Raw genomic sequence first — 17,368 nt, 5'->3', positions numbered from 1 at the left:
TAGGCAAAACTTGAACGGCGGAGGTAAGAATATTCGCTGGGATTTTTGATCTTCAGTAATTTTAATTTTTATTACGTTTCCGAAGTCGCTTCTTAAAACAGATCAATCGATGCTGTGATCCCAGCATGCTGGCACGACGGTAGTTGCGAGATGGCTGGCGCCACCGAAAAGCGCTTTGCCGACCCCGCTTTGCGGCAACACCGTGCTCAGATAAATGTTCGCCACGAGATGTTCCGCGCCTACGCGGTGTATAGCGTGATCAAGAAAATCGCAAAGCGATAGGCCATAACGATGAAGCCGGCGGCCAGCGTCATAACGATGGAGATCATGAGCCGCGCAGGTCCATACGTGCCGAAGACAGGCTTCGAAGCGAGAAACAGATAGGTCCCGCAGACACCCAGGTTAATGACAGAGAGGGTTCGATCGACTGCCGGTGAATCAAGTCCGAGACCACCCAGGCGAACCTCGATGGCCGCAACCGCAAGCGCGACCGAAAACAACAACAGCAAAAATGCGTAGAGATGGAACGAGAACCCTATAAACGTGAGAAATGGTTTATGCACGCGGAGAAGGACCATTCGTAGCAACAGCGAGAATGGGATCACCATAAGAATGATGAGCGATTTCGCATTGAGCACGGTTACGCGGTCGAAGAGCAAGGTGTATTGCGGCAGGTTGGTGCCGAGTGCCGCCACGCGCTCGGCGACCAACAACTGGGCGAGCGAGCTCCAGTCCTGATGATGAAGATGGGACTGCAGCGTGGAGCCAAAGATTTGCGTGTCGGTCAGAGACTGCATCGCGAAAAAGATCGCATTTGAGATCAAGAACAGCTGGAAGGGCGCGACATACGGCATTCGCCTTCCGTTCAGATAGGCGACTGTCAATTCGCCGGGATGCCGGATCAAGACGTTGAGCGTGCGGAAGAACCGCCCGTCGATGCTCGTCGCCGCGTGCAGAACCCTTGCTCCGATGCCACGCAGCGTCAGGTCGGGTGGCCTGAGCGGGCTCTCGCCGCACATTGGGCAGAAGGGCGTGACGACTCTGATTGCACACGTCGGACATGTCCACGGGTCGGTTTCGAGCATGATTCCCTCGTCTCGATTGCTCATAGCGCTGGACCGATCAGGCGATTCTGATCTTCTGTTCAGTCACAGGCAACACCAAGGATCTGATCGGGAGCCTCCGGGATAGACAGGTTCCGGCGTCTTGGCGCATAGCCGGCGAAGCGCGACTTGGATCATGGTGGGTTGGAAGGATTGTTAGCTGCTCGATGCCTTTTGGGCCGGTCAGGTTCATTGTCGTGAACGCATCGCGTGTGACAGTCGAGGCGATACTCGCGCCGATGGATTCGATTCGACGGGAACGCGCACTACAGATCCACGCTCCGCCGCGCCGGAGCAGGCCAGAAGGGCTGCGACTTCCGCGCTTGGTGCGCGCGATGACGTTGGCAATCCGCTCATCGGCGAAGAAAGGTGCCATCGTGCGCGTCAGCAGTGTGACGCCGGCGAGCTTCGGCACGAGCTTCGGCTCATCCGTGCCGGCAGGTACGACGCTGGCGAGCATGGACAGACCGGACAGCTTGCCGATCCGCGCAAGGACGACGGCCGACCGTATCAGGCTCGCAGGCGGATGGGTCTTGCGGCTTCCAAGGATTTTGGGCTGGCTTTCGAGAAAGACGATTTGGGCCGTCGCCCTTGTCCTCGGTGCTTTCTTTGTCGCAGCCTGGAACCACGCGATCGGTCGAGGGTTAACACCGGCAAGACGCGCGTTGACATCGGTCGTAAGCATCCACTACGCTTTATGTACAGTGGATCCATTGAACGTTCTGGTTGCCGCTGAAGGATGTGCCGAGATTGAGGCCTGAAGCAGACCACCGGAGAGAGTGATGGAGACACGTGCTCGTTGGACGCTCGTCAGTTTGCTGTTTGCTGGAGGCATGATCAGTTACCTGGATCGGGCGGCGTTGTCGATCACCGCGCCGCTGATCTCGAAGGAGCTCAACCTCGACCCCGCGCAGCTCGGCATCGTGTTCTCGAGCTTCTTCGTGGGCTATGCGCTGTTCTGTTTCGTCGGAGGCTACTCGGCGGACCGTTGGGGACCCAAGGTCGTACTCAGCGTGTCGATGCTCGTGTGGTCGCTCTTCTGCGGATTGACGGCGGCGACGGTCGGCATCGTGAGTCTGTTGCTGGTGCGCGTGATCTTCGGCATGGGCGAGGGACCTTTCTGCGCGAACATCAACAAGCTGGTGTCGAACTGGTACCCGCGCGATCAACAGGCCAGCGCGCTCGGCCTCGCGAACTCGGGGCAATCCATCGGCGCGGCGATCGCAGGCCCCGTCGTCGGCTTTCTCGCACTGGCGACGAGCTGGCGTACGTCCTTCGTCATCATCGGCGCAGTGGGCGTTCTGTGGGTCGTTGCGTGGCTCTGGCTCGCGAAGGACAAGCCTTCCACGCCGATTGCCGGGCAGGAGCAGTCGAACGCGCAGCTTCCTGACGTAACCGATGACGGCGCCGCGCCCGCGCCGCTCTCGACCTATCTGCTGCGTCCCGCCATTCTCGCCACCGCCTTCGCGTTCTTTGGCTACGCCTACATTCTCTATTTCTTCCTGTCGTGGTTTCCGTCCTATCTCACGATGGCGCATCACCTGAGCATCCAGAAAATGTCGATCGTCAGCGTGATTCCGTGGGCGGTGGGCGTGACGGGGCTGGTGGCGGGCGGCTATGCGTGCGACTGGCTCGTGCGCAAGACGGGACGCGCGATCTTCTCGCGCAAGATCGTGCTGATCACAAGCCTGGGCGCGGGTGCGCTGTGCATCGGCTTGACGGGCGCGGTGAGCGAGCTGAAGAGCGCCGTCGCGCTGATGGCCGTGGCCGTGTTCTTCATGTACGCGTCGTTCAACACCTACTTCGCGATCGTGCTCGACACGGTGGAAAAACGCCGCGTGGGCGCGGTCGGCGGCTTCGTGCATTTCATCGCCAACCTTGCCGGCATCGTGGCTCCGGCGCTGACGGGCTTTCTCGTGCAATCGTCCGGCAGCTTCAAGAGTGCGTTCGTGCTGACGGGCATCATCGCGGCTTCGGGCGCGCTGTTCGTCGCGATCTTCGTGCGCGCCCCGGCCGCCGAACTGCAACTTCAACCCGAGCTGGCCTGATCGACATGCGTCATTACGCAACCATCGAGGAACTGCGCGTTGCCGCCAGACGACGCGTGCCGCGCATGTTCTATGAATATGTCGATGCGGGCTCATGGACCGAATCGACCTATCGCGCCAACAGCGACGACCTCGCTCGCTTGCAGTTCCGTCAGCGCGTCGCAGTGGACTTCAGCCGGCGCAATCTCGCGACGACCATGCTCGGCGAGTCCGTATCGATGCCGGTCGCGCTCGCGCCGACGGGCATCGCGGGCATGCAGCACGCCGACGGCGAGATGCTGGCGGCGCGCGCGGCCGAACGTTTCGGCGTGCCGTTCACGCTGTCCACCGTGAGCGTGTGTTCGATCGAAGACGTGGCGGCGTTCACGCAAAAGCCGTTCTGGTTCCAGCTCTACATGATGAAGGACCGCGGCTTCATTGCCGATCTGATCGCGCGTGCGAAGAGCGCGCAGTGTTCCGCGCTCGTGCTGACCCTCGATCTTCAGATTCAGGGACAACGTCACAAGGACAAACGCAACGGCCTCTCGACGCCGCCGAAGCTCACGTTGCGCAATCTCGCTCATCTGTCGCGCCATCCGCGCTGGTGCGCGGGCATGCTCGGGACGTCGCGAAGGAGCTTCGGCAACATCGTCGGACATGCGCCGGGCGTGACCGGCATCGCATCGATGGCGGACTGGGCCGCGAAGCAGTTCGATCCGACGCTCACGTGGAAGGACATCGACTGGGTGCGGGAGCGCTGGGGCGGCAAGCTGGTGTTGAAAGGCATCCTCGACGAGGAAGATGCGCATATCGCGCGCGATGTCGGCGCCGATGCGGTGATCGTGTCGAATCACGGCGGGCGTCAGCTCGACGGCGCGCCGTCCACCATTTCGATGATGCCGCGCATTGCCGACGTGCTGGACGGCGAGATCGAGCTGCACATGGACGGCGGCATCCGCTCGGGACAGGACGTGCTGAAGGCGCTGGCATGCGGCGCTCAGGCGGTCTACGTGGGGCGCGCCTTTCTCTACGGGCTCGGTGCGGAAGGCGAGGCCGGTGTAACGCGCTGCCTTGAAATCATCCACGACGAACTGGACACGACGATGGCGCTGGCAGGCGTCACGGACGTTCGCCACGTGGACGGCGCCGTGCTCCGCTCGGGCGGTTTCGTCCGCGAGGGACAACCAGCGAACGACAATACGGCGCCGGTTCGCATCCAGGTCGCCTAGCGGCCTCATACAGGGAGATTCGCATCATGTTGAAGTCGTTGACGCCCCAACAGCTCGAACATTTCAGACAGTACGGCTATGTCGCGCCGATCCGCGTCATGTCGGAGCGGACCGCACTTGAGTTGCGCAAACGTCTTGAGGATTTCGAGCAATCGAGCAATCCGCTCAGGAAGAAAGCGCTGAACGTGAAGAGCCACTTGCTGTTCTCGTGGCTGAACGAACTCGTGCGCAACGACAAGGTGGTCGATGCGATCGAGGATCTGTACGGACCGGATCTGCTGGTCTGGGCGAGCAGCTTTTTCATCAAGAACGGCAATGATCCGGCGTATGTGTCGTGGCATCAGGACTCGACGTACTGGGGACTCTCGAAACCCGATGTGGTGACGGCCTGGGTCGCCTTGTCGGAGAGCAACCGGGCAAACGGCGCAATGCAGGTGGTCCCTGGCACGCATCTGCTCGATCAGATTCCGCATCGTGACACCTTCAATGAAAGCAATCTGCTGACGCGCGGGCAGGAAGTCGCGGTGGACGTCGACGAATCCCAGGCGGTGGCAATCGAGCTCGAGCCGGGCGAAATGTCTTTGCATCACGTGCGGATCGTGCACGGCTCGCCGCCGAACGCATCGCCGAACCGGCGCATCGGGTATGCGATCCGTTACATCCCGACCTATGTGCGTCAGCTCGAAGGCGCGGACAGCGCCACGCTGGTACGCGGAGTCGATACGTTCAACACCTTCGAGCACGAGCCGCGTCCGACCCAGGATCTGGATCCGGCGTTCGTCGCGTTGCATCAGCAGATCGGCGAGCGCAATCTGAATATTCTTTACAAGGGCGCCGCGCAGAATGCGACGGCCCAGCGCTGAACCGCACATGAATTCGTTGACCTTCGATGCAGCAATCATGGAGCGCACCGGCGAGCCGCTGCGCATCGCGCGGGTGTCGCTGCGCGATCTCGCCGGGACCGACGTAGTCGTTCGGGTGAAGGCGGCGAGCCTGTGTCACACGGATCTCGAAGCGATGCGCGGCGACCTGGGCACGCCGCTGCCGTTCGTGCCCGGACACGAGGCGGCCGGTATCGTCGAGTGGACCGGCGCATCGGTCACGCGAGTCGCGAAGGGCGATCACGTGGTCATGTCGTGGAATCCGCACTGCGGGCAGTGCTTCTATTGCACACGGCAACTGTCGATCCTGTGCCAGCCGTATCGCAGTCACATGGCGCAGTCATTTCATTTCGACGGAAAGCCGCGTCTCTTTCTCGACAATGGCGCGCCCGTGCATCAACTGGCCTACATGGGCAGTTTCGCGGAATGCTGCGTCGTGTCGCAGGAGTGCGCGGTGCCCGTCCCCGCAGCGATGCCGTTCGATCGCGCCTGTCTGATCGGCTGCGGCGTGATGACCGGTTTTGGCGCAGCGACCAACGTCGCGAAGGTCGAGCCTGGCAGCACGGTTGCGGTGATCGGCTGCGGGGCGGTGGGTCTGTCCGCGATACAGGGCGCACGGCACGCGGGCGCAGCGCGGATCGTCGCGATCGATCGCGCGCCGGACAGGCTCGAGACGGCGCGTGCACTGGGCGCGAGCCACGCGCTGTGCGCCGACGAATCGCTGGTGGCGGCGGTCGCGGACCTGACGAGCGGGCGCGGCGCGGACTGCGTGATCGAATCCGCGGGCAATCGTCACGCGCTCAGGACGAGCGTTGAAATCGTGCGTCCGGGCGGTCAGGTGGTGTGGCTCGGCAAACTTCCCGCCGACGACGAAGCGTCGTTCCGCTGGGGCGCGCTGATGGGCGAGAAGCGCATCGTGCGCTCGAGCTATGGCGGCGCGAATCCCGCACGGGATTTCCCGATGCTCGCCAATGCCTATCTCGACGGTACGTTGCGGCTCGACGAATACGTGACCTCACGCATCACCCTCGATGGAATCAATGAAGGGATGCAACGTCTTGCGGCAGGCGCCGAGCTTCGCGCCGTGATCGAGTTCTGATCATGAGTCATCCCGACATGCAACCCGGCTGGATCGATGCGCCACATTACCGCACATCGCTCGGGCGCTTCAGGCTGGAATCGGGCGACCATATCGACGATCTGTTGATGTCCCACGTCGTGCACGGCGACCTCGATGATCGTACGCGGCCTGTCGTGCTGGGCGTGTGCGCCATCGGCAGCACGCATCACCGGCTCGACTTCCTGATCGGCGCGGGACGCGCGTTCGATCCTGCGCGCGTCACCGTGATCGTCGCCGATGCGCTGGGCAACGGTCTTTCCAGTTCGCCGTCGAATTCAGCGACGCAGGGCGGCGTGGCCTTTCCGCGCTTCACGATTCGCGACATGGTACATAGCCAGAAAGCGCTGCTCGATCGCCTGAACATCGATACGCTCGACGCAGTCGTGGGTGCATCGATGGGCGGCATGCAGGCGCTGCAATGGGGCGTGTCGTATCCGCGCTTCATGAAGAAGCTGGTCGCGCTCGTGCCGATGGCGAAGACCACGTCCTGGTCGCAGGCGGTCAATCAGGCGGGCCGGCGCGCGCTTGAGACATCGGGCGGCGACTGGAGTGCGTGGCTCGGGATCATGCATGTATTGGCGATGCGCACGCCGGAGCGTTTCGAGGAAGACGCGACACAGGCAGGCGGCACTCAGGCGTGGTTCGAGAAGCGTGCCGCGTGGTTTCGCACGCAGAGGCTCGATCCACTCGACTGGATCTGGCAGTCGCATGCTTACGATGCCCACGACATCGGCACGACGCCTGGTTTCGACGGGGATACGGCGCGTGCGCTCGCGAGCATCGAGGCACACACGCTGATTGGCGTGCCGGCGCTGGACCTCTACAATCCAGTGGAAGAGGGCGCACGAGCGGCCCGGCAGATCGGCCACGCCAGACTGCTGCGGGTGCCTTCGACGAGCGGCCATATGATGGCCTCCGAGGCCGATCCCACTTCCGCCGCGCGGCTGAATGCGGAGATCGCTTCGTTCATGGAGTATTAGCAGAGGCGCGTGTCATGAATCCTCAGGTGGCGGACATCGCACCGACGAATCCGCATTCCACGTCCGAGGCGGGCGGTTCCATCCAGCATCGCACGTATCGGGTGTTGCGCGAGATGATCGAGGACGGACGCATCACGCCGGGTGAACGGCTGCTCGAAGCGCAGGTCGCGAAATCGTTTGGTATCAGCCGCTCGCCTGCGCGCATTGCATTGGCAGCGCTGTGCGCGGACGGGATCATCGCCGAAAGCGAGGGGCGCGGTTATCGCGTTGCCGGTGCGGTTTCGGGCGATCGTGCCGGCAAGCCGGCCGTGCTCGACAAACTGGAAATTACGAGCGCGCCGCAATGGCAGCGCATGTACGCGGAACTGGAGCGCGAGCTATGCACTCGCGTGCTGTTCGGTTCGGTGCGCATCACGGAAGAAGGGCTCGCTGAACATTTCGCGGTGAGCCGCACCGTCGCACGCGGCGCGATGGCGCGCATGCACAGCGTCGGGCAGCTGTCGCAGGACCGCAACGGACACTGGATCGCGGAGCAGGTGACGCGTCAGCGCATCGAGCACCTGTTCGAGATACGCCGCCTGCTCGAACCCACTGCGCTGCTGCACGCGGCGCATCATGTGCCGCGCGAGTTCCTCGAAGCGGTGCGCGCGCGCCTTGTCGGCGTCATCGAGTCGGGGCATCGCGGAGGGGCCGAGATGGACACCGCCGAAACCGATCTGCATATCGATCTCCTGTCCCACTGCCCGAACAAGGAGATCGTGCTTGCCCTCTCGCGCACGCACGTCCTGTTCGTGCCGACACGCTATCTGAGCGACCCCTACCTCGAGATTCCGTATCAACTCATCAGCGATGCGTTCACCGAGCATTTGCAGATCGTGGACGACATACTGGCCGGCAAGCCTGAGCGCGCAGCGCAGGCACTGACGGATCATATCCGCGAAGCGAACACTCGCTGGGTGCTGCGTTTCGAGATCATCCGGCGCATGAAGCAGCCGGACTTTCCGGAGTATCTGACGGCGCTCGGTGCGGGTTGACTACGGGTGAGTGCATTGGGTGCAGCTTCAGATATCGTCACCGATACGCAGGCACTCGATTAACGCACGCAGCTTTGTCGACACCTTATTGCCCCCAGGAAAGTAGAGATAGAACCCTGGAATCTCCGGGCAAAACGCGTCCAGCAGCGTAAATCGTCTTCCGCCGCTTTGATGTATGTCGAGTCCGAAAAACCGGCGTCAGCAATCTTTACGGTCAGGTTCGGGGCCGATTCCGAATGAGTTCGTCTAGCTCAGAGTTCCGCAGCCCGGTCGTTCCACGACGGTCCGTTTGATAGTCAGAGAAGGCATAGAAGAAGTCCTCCTCTGATCTATCTCCGTGACCGGATAAGTAGAAGAATAGCTATTCGACCTTCTCCGCTTGATGGGCGCTGATGACCCCTACGATTTTGGCCTTCGCCGTTGCAGCCATGGCGCTTGCTTCAATGAAGCAGATGTCCGGGCAATCTCCTGTGGCAGTGAGCGAGCTTTGGATAGCTCGCGAGTCGTTCGCGCAAGCAGCTAACCGCGTCATATGCCCGTAGTCGGTGATTCCACTCAAGATAGCTAACTTCACTGATCGTCTTCTCCTTGCATTGTCGACACTGGTTGTGAATCGGCACCCGGCCGGTAGGGCTGAGGCTACGGTCTAATTAGCGCAGCGATCTTATCAACGCTTTTGAAGCATGCATCACATTCGCCCCCGGGCGAAGCGCAGACTCGGGCAAGGCCTCGGCAAGTGTCGAATTTCGGCTGGTTTTTAGGCCACCGCGGCGGCCAATCGCGCAATCGAGGCGCGCACAGGTGGCTGCATTGGGTTTGCCCTTCAGGGCACGGTAACGACCAAGGGTATATAGACCAATAATTGCGAAGACCAAGGACAGCGAAACGCGAAGACCTTGATGCAGATCCTCGGCGGCAACGCCATCCAGCCTTGAGCGCCATCAGACAGCAGCCGGCCAGTTTCGGTCCGTCGACATTCGTCTCCTGACGGCCGTTCTGCATCGGGTAAACGCCAAAGGAGCATGGCGTCTATGGCAACTAGCTACGGCAGGTTCTCTACGTCGGGTAGCTTCCACGTCTTTTCGAAGAAAGCCTTCTCCGGACCATAGAGCCGAAACAGCAGTTCAAATTTGCGCTTCGGATCTGTCGGCACCCAATTTGCCTCTTTTCCTTGTGGCGCGTTCGGGCCGAAATAGATATCGACCGTGCCATCGGCATTCTTTTCTACGCCGGTGGTCGTGGAGGCAACGCTCGCGCGCGGCATGTTCCGGATCAGCGCGTGGGTCTCTCGGTCGTAAGCCGTCACCGACCAGTATTGCCTGACGGGGACGTCGGCCGGAACCACCAGTCGATAGCGCCTGGTACCGTCGAAGTTCTTGCCATCGCTCGCCTTGTTCGCCATCAAGTAGAACTGCGCGGTGCCGATCCGCTTGATGCCGGTAAACCCCAGCGTATAGGTCACCCCGCGTGCGTCGACGGGATATGCATCGGGATTGGCATAGCCCGTGGAAACGGCTTGGATCACTTCCGGCATCGCAGCAGGAAACCAGCGGTATTCCGGCACCATGCGATAGAAACCCGCGTCGTAGCGGGCGGACAATTCGGCGTGCGCTTCGCGCGCGGCCGAGTCCAGCGTCTGCTGCATCACCGGGCTTGGCCGGTAAGGCTTGCCTTTCTCGATTCCAAGCGACTTGAGCTGATCGATCAACACGCGATCGCGGTCGATCCACGGCTCTTTCTGCACCACGTCGTTCAAGGCCTGGAAGAAGCTGGCGTCATAATGAATGGTGGAATCGAACAAGACGTCATTAGCGTCGGTGAATCGGGTGGGCGGCGGCGCAGCGGCTTGCGCGAGCGGATAGATCCTGATGCGTTTGCCATATTCGACGGACTTCGCAATATCGGCGTCGCTATGGCTGGCAAGATTGGAACGCAGCAGCGCAAAACCGCCGAAGGTGTCCGAGTGCAGCACGACGTAGCCCACGAGTGGAGTGTCGGTGTAACCGGGTGGCAGGATCAGGTACTTGCCGCCTTTGCCCTTGTCGGCACCCTCCGGGCCGGCATCCTCGAGCGGCATCTGCCAAGTCGTGACGATGTTGGCGGCCAGCGAGCCGTTATCGGCAGGTGGCACCTCGATCACCAGCGGGCCGGATTGCCGGAGATCAAAGAAAGACATGAAGTAGATCGAATCCGGATTCGGCGTCAGTGTCTGGTTTTTCCAGTTCACCGGTCTGGACCAGTAGACCATCTCATTCTGCCTGGCCGCCGTGCTGCGCAGCATGGCCTGCAACATCAGTTCAGTATTGACTGCTGGCATCCCCCAGATAACCGCTTCGATGGCACGGCGTTCGATCACACGTTGCGCCGGTTCTGCCCCCGGCGCCCCTGAACTGACCAGCCAAAATGTACCCAGTGCCATGACTAGATGCTTTTGCATCGAGTTCTCCGGTTATTTCACTTGCTCGAAGTCGCCCGGCTTCCAGCTCTTGTCGAAAGCGGCCGACTCCGGACCGTAGATGCGGATATAAGCGAACCACCCTTTGCCCGGCGTTGTCTTGATCCAGCGGCCTTGCGCGCCAGCCGGCGCGGTTGGCCCAGCATAAAGGTCCACTGGGGCATCGGTCGGCACGTCCCTGAGCTCGAACAGCGAACGCAGCGCTGCCTTGTCCTGGTCGGTCTGCACCTGTGAGCGCGTTTCAGCGTCGTAGAGCGTGACCGACCAGAACAGCTTGCCCGGCACCGGTTGCGGGATTGTCAGCTTGTAGTTCTTGCCCCCATCGAGAAAGGCGCCCCCGCCATCGCGTACCGCCATCCAGTACAGCGAACCCGCTCCGGCGCTGCGTCGGAACATGGCCGGCGAGGTCACGATGGCCTGGGCAAACCAGCGGTCGCGCGACTCCAGGTCCATGCCGGCCGGCGTTTCGAACTGGGCACTCCCGGGCGTGAGGCCAACCCATTCCCACTTGCGGTCCGGCCAGTTCAAGCGGTCGGGACGTGCGCTGTCAAATGCGGACACCAGCATCTGATCGCGCCCAGACTTGGCCGCCCGTTCCAGGATCTCGCTCATCCGCGCATCAGGATTGAATGGCTTGCCTTTCTCGATACCGAGTTCGGCAAGCAAGCCGTACATGGGCAGGAATTGCGGGACGATTTTTTCCTGCTCGATGATCCTGTGCAACACCTCCCAGAACTGGAGATTGCTCTCCCATCGCAGCGAGGAGCTATCCATCGGTTTGTCGCTGGTATCGACGAGCTTGAGCAATTTGGGATGCGCGGCCGACGAGAGCGGATAGATCTTGATGGCACGCAGTGCATCGAGTGCGCGCGGCACATTACCCCCAACAGGGAGCGCTCGCACAGCAAACAGGTTCTTGAGAGACGGAGACGTAGCGGCGTAGTACCCTTTGGGAATCTCGCCCTTGTAGTCAGGCGGCACGACCAGATACTTGCCACCCTTGCCGGCATCCGGCCCGGGAAGCCCGAGGTCCTGCACCCAGCCCTGGTTGTGGTCATCCACCAGCCCGATATAGGAGCCAGGCGGGAGTTCGATCACGACCGGGCCCTGGCTCAGATCAATCACCGCCGAGCCGTACGGTGTGTCTGAGTTGAGCGTAAAGCCAACCTGCCGCGGCCCGGCAGCGGCCATGCCCCAGGACTCCCCATCGACGATGCCGAGTTCGCGATTGCCGTTGAAGACGCCTTCCACGGAGACGGTCGGATACCAGAATCGGTAAGCCGTCATGGCACGCTGAAAGTCCGCGTCGTTCCGCACTGCCTGCGTTGTCTGAGCGGTCGGATAGCTCCGCTCGAAGGAATAGCCAGTGGCGGTCTGGGCAAAAGAAAAAGGGGATACCGCACACAGCAGCGCGGACAGCATCAGCCTTGAACGTACCATCCGAATCCTCCGTTGGGGGCTGGACCCCTCGATGGGGCAACAATCCAGAACGAAATCAGCTGCTTGACATCCTCGAAGGCTGGCAACGACTGCCCGACGCACAATCGGCGGCGTCCGAGGGTGAGCCAAGGATTTGCTCCAAGACCAATAATCGTTTCGACGGACGATTGCAAGACGCGCCAATATGGATTTATTCGTATTGAGTTTTGATCGCTTGATTGGGGGGAGTTAACGTATGCGAACTTCTGCCTACGCGATACCCAGATATATCCTGTCTCGAGTAACCCTGCGCGGAGCCATTGGATGAGACGCGATGTGCTCTGTCATCCGCGCTTGAGCCAAGACGCGGCGGGTCCGGCTGAGGCCGTCTTGGCGGACATGCGATGAATGGACCGCTATGTGAGGTCGTCCGGCCGTTTGCAAGAAATCCCTAGCCGACCGCTTCGGGTCGAACAGCGACGGCTCGACCAAGCGCAGAATTGATCTCCCTTCATTGAAGAGGAGGTTGCCATGGAATCGCTTGATTGTTCGCGCACTCGCCGGGTGCCGTGGAATAAGGGAAGGCTGACTGGTCAGAAGCTTCCGTTGAAGCTTCGTGAGATTTGGGCGATTCGAACGAGACTCCAGATGTCATCCAACGCTCGCGAGCTGGCGATGTTCAACTTGGCAATCGACAGTAAGCTCCGAGCGCGCGACCTGACGCAACGGCAGGTCAAGGACATATGCATCGGAGGCCATGTTGTAGCTCGCGCGACTTTCATGCAGCAGAAAACGTATCGACCGGTGCAATTCGAAATCACGGAGCAGACTCGCCAAACTGTTTCGGCTTGGATTTCGGTCCGAGGATTGAAGCCGGCCGACGTTTTGTTTCCAAGCCGGCTACACGCTTCAGCGCACGTTTCATCGCGCCAGTATGCGCACATCGTTCATCGTTGGGTCGCGTCGATCGGACTCGATGACACCGCGTAAGGTACGCACACAATGCGACGAACGAAGGCATCGTCGATCTATCGCCGCACCAAGAACCTGCGCGCGGTCCAGTTGCTGCTGGGCCATACAAAGATTGAGAGTACGGTGCGATACCTCGGGATTGAGGTAGACGACGCGCTCGAGATGGCCGAGCAAACGGAAGTCTAAGTGCCGCGGCCAGCGGGCGTGCGCGTGTCGGCCAGTTTCTGCCGCTGACTCGGGCCCTGAGAGGACGTTCGAATGTCGCATCCATATCGGAAGCGGCGACTTACCAAGGCCGGCGCACCGCTGTCGAGCCGAGTAGACCACTCCTACAGCACGACAGGGTAAGTCACGCGGCACCAAACTGGCTTGAATGCGTTACATTGGCCGTCTGGCGCGTACCAGCTCGCCAAAACGGAGAGAACTCCGCATGCGATCTTCGGCACGAAGTCACCGTAGGGTTATGCAGGTCCGTGTGGCCCAGATTTTCTTCGTTCTTTTCGTTGTCACAGACGCGCCATCCGCTGTTGCGCAAACCTTCCGGGACGTCATCGGCGCCGCGCGCCTCGGTTCAGGCTATTCCCAAATTCTGAACTTGACCGCGACGCCTGACATCAGCTCCGCGCACCTCGACATCTCGGATGGGCCGGTTCCGCAGTCGCTCACCGTTACACGAATCCCCTATGAAGGCAGTCTGCTAGCGCTTTCGGAATGGAACAGTATCGGCTGGCGAGTTTCCGGCGGCTACTTTCGAGAAAAGGACGCGTTTCCGATCGGAGGCGCGAACGGCGCGGCAGGCAGCATCGCAAGCAAATGGTCGGCCTTCACCGCGACGGGCGGTCTGTTCCTGAAAAGCAAACTCGGTTATGGGCTGATCTTCGAGCCAGGCGTGGATGTTGGCTTAGCCAGGCTGCTCAACGACGCTTCCTATAAGGGTGCGGCCTCCAGTTTGAGGCCTGTCACGGACGGACCGCTCTTCAATTGGCACGAAAACGCGTGGATGATCACGCCGAATGCATCGCTTGAATGGATGACGGGCATCTCTTCCACGCGGACTCTCACTATTCGTGGGCATATTGCATGGTCGTGGATCTCCAGCTTTGACGAGTCGGATCCTCTGCTGCGATTCAGGGAAACAGCTGGTTCATGGTCGATCCAGTCGGCTTACACCGGTCCGACGGGTGCCAGGGTTTTTGCGCGCCCGTTGAATTATGTTTTGAACGCGGGATATGGCGGATTTTTTGGGCCCAATCACAGTGCTCTCGGATTCTCGACGATAGCGAACGTGGGGGGCGGATTCGAAATTCCCCTTTCGCGGGACAGCGCGCAGTCGAGGCGGCTCCAGTTAGGCGCGGCTTATTTGTTTGGTCCTCATGTCACCGGCTGGACAGTCAGTCTGGGCCTGACTTATTGATCGCTTCTGTCAGATTCACAAGGTAGTGGTCTATTGTTTCGTCAGTCAAGGGAACATCGAACGGCCGTAGCCGGCTTCGAAAGTGTCATTCATTTCGTGCGGGACGAACGGCCGTTCCGGGTCGCGAAGACTCATTCGCGGTTCCCGAGATCCGGACATTCAACTGCGCCACGCCGCGAACGACAGCAAAGCGAAGTGGAGCAGACGTGCGGTGACAGAATGGCGAATGTCGGGAAAGGGCCGAAAAGCCCCCAGCGCGACACTTGACTCGCGTCGTACCCGACCGACCTTAACGTAACGCGGCGCCGGCCTCCCGCACCGTGCAAACCAGCCGCCCTCGATCGTCTATCAACAATCGCATCGCCGAAGCGACCTACCGGCTTTCTCACAAGCGAAGAATCAACCTTCATCAACGACGCGAAAATCTCCGTCGATATCACTTTCACGACAGTCTGATCGATGCTATCGGAACGTCAACCCATCGAACAGCAACCCGCTCACTGCACGGCCGTCGAGATTTCACGAAGGCAGACTCACCTGAGACATCTCGAAGCGTTGGATCAATTGCCGAATGAGCGATCCTTGGACGCATTACGCGCCGTTTCTCGCGTCAGGCTTCGCGCTCCGCCTCAACCCCCATCGGCGCAACCAGACTGAGCTGGCCACTAGCGACGATCTGAGCAAGTGGAATCGGCTTGCCGAACAAGAATCCCTGTACTTCGTCGCAACACTCCTCCATCAGCGGCAGGAGTTGCTCGTGCGTTTCAATACCTTCGGCCAGCACCGGCACGTCGAGGCTCTTGCCGAGCGCCAGCACCGCCCGGATGATGGCCTTCGCCTGCTTGCTGCGCGCCAGTTCGCAGACGAAGCTGCGGTCGAGCTTGATGCGGTCGAAGGAAAAGGACTGCAGAGTGCCCAGCGACGAATAACCCGTGCCAAAGTCGTCCAGTGCAATGCTGACGCCGAGCGCCTTGACTTGCCCGAGCGCGTTCAGCGCACGTTCCCGATCAGCGAAGATGATGGATTCCGTCAGTTCGAGTTCCAGACGCTCCGGGCTCAAGCCGCTTTGCGCGAGCGCGTCCGCGACGATGCGCGGCAGATCTCCGCTCGACAGTTGCGCAGCCGACAGGTTGACCGCGACGCGATAGGGCGGATCCCAGGTCGCCGCGTCCCTGCACGCCTCGTGCAGAACCCATTCGCCAATCGCATTGATGAGGCCGTTCTCCTCCGCGAGCGGAATGAATTCAGACGGCGGGATGAAGCCGCGTTCCGGATGCTCCCATCGCGCCAACGCCTCGTACCCGACTGTCTCGCCTGTCACGAGCGAGGTCTGCACCTGGTAGTAGACCTGCAACTGGGAACGTGCGAGGGCATCGCGCAGCGCCGCGACCAGCGCGCGCCGCGTGCGCACCAGCTCGTCCATCGCCGGTTCGTAGAAGCACACCGCATGTTGCGGATCGGCCTTCGAGCGGTACATCGCGAGGTCCGCGTTGTTCTGCAGCGCGTCCATGTTGGCCGCATTGTCCGGATAGACCGCCACGCCGATGCTCGCGCCGGGCGTGACTTCCCAGTCGTCGTACTGCACGGGCCGGTTGGTCGCGTCCTCGACGCGCGCGAGGAAGTCGCCCAGGTCCTCCGCGCCGCCATAGCGCCGCACGGCGACGAACTCGTCGCCGCCCACCCGCGCCACGAACTCTCCTTCGCGCAGCGCCTTGGTCATGCGCGCGGCGATGATCCGGAGCACTTCGTCGCCGGCCTGATGTCCCTTCGAGTCGTTGATTTCCTTGAAGCGGTTGAGGTCGATGGCGACGAGCGCGAGCCGCTCCCGGCCGGTGCGCAGCCGGGCGACCTCGGACTGGAGATATTCGATCAGCCTCGCGCGGTTCGGCAGCCCCGTGAGCACGTCGCTCAATGCCATCTGCCGCAGGCGCTCGATGGACTCGTTGCGCGTGCGATCTTCGATCATGTAGCTGACGAAACCGGTCCCGACGATAACGAATGCCATACAGCTGACCGCCAGCGCCAGCGCGCTGGCATGCGATGCGTCGACGGCGACGGCGACGGCTGCGGTCTGGAGCGGCTCGACCTGGAACGCAGTCATACCGATGAAGTGCAGTGATGCAATGGCGAGGCACAACAGCGCTGTGCCGCCGAGACTCGCGCGCAGTCCGCTCAGGGTCGAAACGCAGAGCGCCGCGACCGAGAAGCCCACCGCGCATACGACCGAAGCCATGACGTAGGACGCTTTCCAGAACGGGATACCGCTCACTTCGTAGGCAGCCATGCCCGCGTAGTGCATCACCGCGATGGTGATACCGAGCACCACGCCGCCCAGCACCGTCGCGTGGCGGTAACGCTTGAGTCCGGCGAGATGGAAAGCGGTCAGGCTGCCGATCATCGCGGTCAGCAGCGAGGCAATGGTCATGACCGGGTCAAAATCCACCGGCACGCGCGGACGAAAACCCAGCATCGCGACGAAGTGCGTGCACCAGATGGCGGCGCTCGCACACACGGCAGTCAGGAACTGCCAGCCCAGGCGCTGGAGCAGCAGATGTTCGGCCTTTGCCCGGACGAACAGCCGTATGGTGATCCACGATCCCGCGACGCAGATAAGCACTGCCAGCAGGACCAGCCAGGGGTTATGTTCGAATGCGATGCATCCAAGCACGGAGATCATGTGTTTTAGCCTTTGACCGCCGTGGCGGCCTGCCTCGTTCCGCGAACCGGGCTTGCA

Annotated in this window: 12 protein-coding genes and 1 pseudogene; 8 read left to right on the top strand and 5 right to left on the bottom strand. The window is 61.3% G+C overall.

Annotated elements, in window-relative coordinates; all coding sequences use genetic code 11:
* Positions 1-239 precede the first annotated feature (239 nt).
* Both QCE63_RS17940 and QCE63_RS17935 read right to left on the bottom strand, forming a co-directional pair.
* Entirely contained in the window at positions 240-1,085 is an 846-nt protein-coding gene (locus tag QCE63_RS17940; protein ID WP_309834828.1) for a DUF3667 domain-containing protein, read from the bottom strand.
* Positions 1,086-1,122: 37 nt separating this feature from the next.
* Positions 1,123-1,788, bottom strand: a complete 666-nt coding sequence (locus QCE63_RS17935) for a hypothetical protein (RefSeq protein WP_309834826.1) — start codon at positions 1,786-1,788, stop codon at positions 1,123-1,125.
* 97 nt (positions 1,789-1,885) lie between these two features.
* Here QCE63_RS17935 and QCE63_RS17930 point away from each other — a divergent pair, with 97 nt between their 5' ends.
* Genes QCE63_RS17930 through QCE63_RS17905 form a run of 6 tightly spaced genes read left to right on the top strand, consistent with a single transcriptional unit; the run spans position 1,886 to position 8,374 of the window.
* Positions 1,886-3,151, top strand: coding sequence for an MFS transporter (locus QCE63_RS17930; protein ID WP_309834824.1), 1,266 nt, complete (start codon positions 1,886-1,888; stop codon positions 3,149-3,151).
* A 5-nt stretch (positions 3,152-3,156) separates the two neighbouring features.
* Positions 3,157-4,359 (top strand): alpha-hydroxy acid oxidase, encoded by a 1,203-nt coding sequence (locus QCE63_RS17925; protein WP_309834823.1) that lies wholly within the window; start codon positions 3,157-3,159, stop codon positions 4,357-4,359.
* 26 nt (positions 4,360-4,385) lie between these two features.
* The gene (locus QCE63_RS17920) at positions 4,386-5,222 is read left to right on the top strand and encodes a phytanoyl-CoA dioxygenase family protein (RefSeq protein WP_309834822.1); all 837 of its coding nucleotides are present in this window, start codon (positions 4,386-4,388) and stop codon (positions 5,220-5,222) included.
* A gap of 7 nt (positions 5,223-5,229) precedes the next feature.
* Entirely contained in the window at positions 5,230-6,339 is a 1,110-nt protein-coding gene (locus QCE63_RS17915; RefSeq protein WP_309834821.1) for a Zn-dependent alcohol dehydrogenase, read from the top strand.
* Positions 6,340-6,341: 2 nt separating this feature from the next.
* Positions 6,342-7,340 carry an alpha/beta fold hydrolase gene (locus QCE63_RS17910; protein ID WP_309834819.1) on the top strand — a complete coding sequence of 333 codons (999 nt, stop codon included), beginning with the start codon at positions 6,342-6,344 and terminating at the stop codon, positions 7,338-7,340.
* Positions 7,341-7,354: 14 nt separating this feature from the next.
* Positions 7,355-8,374: a GntR family transcriptional regulator gene (locus tag QCE63_RS17905; protein ID WP_309834818.1), complete on the top strand. Its 1,020-nt coding sequence runs from the start codon at positions 7,355-7,357 to the stop codon at positions 8,372-8,374.
* 1,042 nt (positions 8,375-9,416) lie between these two features.
* On the opposite strand, the gene QCE63_RS17900 is transcribed toward QCE63_RS17905, so the two are convergent.
* A complete protein-coding gene (locus QCE63_RS17900) occupies positions 9,417-10,811 on the bottom strand; it encodes a DUF1254 domain-containing protein (protein ID WP_309834817.1) in 1,395 nt (464 codons plus the stop codon).
* 12 nt (positions 10,812-10,823) lie between these two features.
* Positions 10,824-12,269, bottom strand: a complete 1,446-nt coding sequence (locus QCE63_RS17895) for a DUF1254 domain-containing protein (RefSeq protein WP_309834816.1) — start codon at positions 12,267-12,269, stop codon at positions 10,824-10,826.
* Between the two features lie 510 nt (positions 12,270-12,779).
* On the opposite strand from QCE63_RS17895, the pseudogene QCE63_RS17890 reads away from it, so the two are divergent.
* Positions 12,780-13,406 (top strand): annotated as a pseudogene (locus QCE63_RS17890) (tyrosine-type recombinase/integrase).
* Between the two features lie 289 nt (positions 13,407-13,695).
* A complete protein-coding gene (locus tag QCE63_RS17885) occupies positions 13,696-14,634 on the top strand; it encodes a hypothetical protein (RefSeq protein ID WP_309834815.1) in 939 nt (312 codons plus the stop codon).
* A 610-nt stretch (positions 14,635-15,244) separates the two neighbouring features.
* Here the strand turns inward: QCE63_RS17885 and QCE63_RS17880 are convergent.
* A complete protein-coding gene (locus tag QCE63_RS17880) occupies positions 15,245-17,311 on the bottom strand; it encodes an EAL domain-containing protein (RefSeq protein ID WP_309834814.1) in 2,067 nt (688 codons plus the stop codon).
* Positions 17,312-17,368 lie beyond the last annotated feature (57 nt).

The organism is Caballeronia sp. LZ065 (assembly GCF_031450975.1).
Classification (GTDB): domain Bacteria; phylum Pseudomonadota; class Gammaproteobacteria; order Burkholderiales; family Burkholderiaceae; genus Caballeronia.
The sequence above is the reverse complement of the archived record's forward strand: the minus strand, read 5'-3'. Positions and strand labels throughout refer to the sequence as shown.

What these genes read in the sequence shown, in the direction of transcription:
- QCE63_RS17910 (WP_309834819.1), top strand. Translation starts at nt 6,342, where the DNA reads ATGAGTCATCCCGACATGCAACCCGGCTGGATCGATGCGCCACATTAC.
- QCE63_RS17915 (WP_309834821.1), top strand. Translation starts at nt 5,230, where the DNA reads ATGAATTCGTTGACCTTCGATGCAGCAATCATGGAGCGCACCGGCGAG.
- QCE63_RS17880 (WP_309834814.1), bottom strand. Translation starts at nt 17,311, where the DNA reads ATGATCTCCGTGCTTGGATGCATCGCATTCGAACATAACCCCTGGCTG.
- QCE63_RS17895 (WP_309834816.1), bottom strand. Translation starts at nt 12,269, where the DNA reads ATGGTACGTTCAAGGCTGATGCTGTCCGCGCTGCTGTGTGCGGTATCC.
- QCE63_RS17930 (WP_309834824.1), top strand. Translation starts at nt 1,886, where the DNA reads ATGGAGACACGTGCTCGTTGGACGCTCGTCAGTTTGCTGTTTGCTGGA.
- QCE63_RS17935 (WP_309834826.1), bottom strand. Translation starts at nt 1,788, where the DNA reads ATGCTTACGACCGATGTCAACGCGCGTCTTGCCGGTGTTAACCCTCGA.
- QCE63_RS17900 (WP_309834817.1), bottom strand. Translation starts at nt 10,811, where the DNA reads ATGCAAAAGCATCTAGTCATGGCACTGGGTACATTTTGGCTGGTCAGT.
- QCE63_RS17925 (WP_309834823.1), top strand. Translation starts at nt 3,157, where the DNA reads ATGCGTCATTACGCAACCATCGAGGAACTGCGCGTTGCCGCCAGACGA.
- QCE63_RS17940 (WP_309834828.1), bottom strand. Translation starts at nt 1,085, where the DNA reads ATGCTCGAAACCGACCCGTGGACATGTCCGACGTGTGCAATCAGAGTC.
- QCE63_RS17920 (WP_309834822.1), top strand. Translation starts at nt 4,386, where the DNA reads ATGTTGAAGTCGTTGACGCCCCAACAGCTCGAACATTTCAGACAGTAC.
- QCE63_RS17905 (WP_309834818.1), top strand. Translation starts at nt 7,355, where the DNA reads ATGAATCCTCAGGTGGCGGACATCGCACCGACGAATCCGCATTCCACG.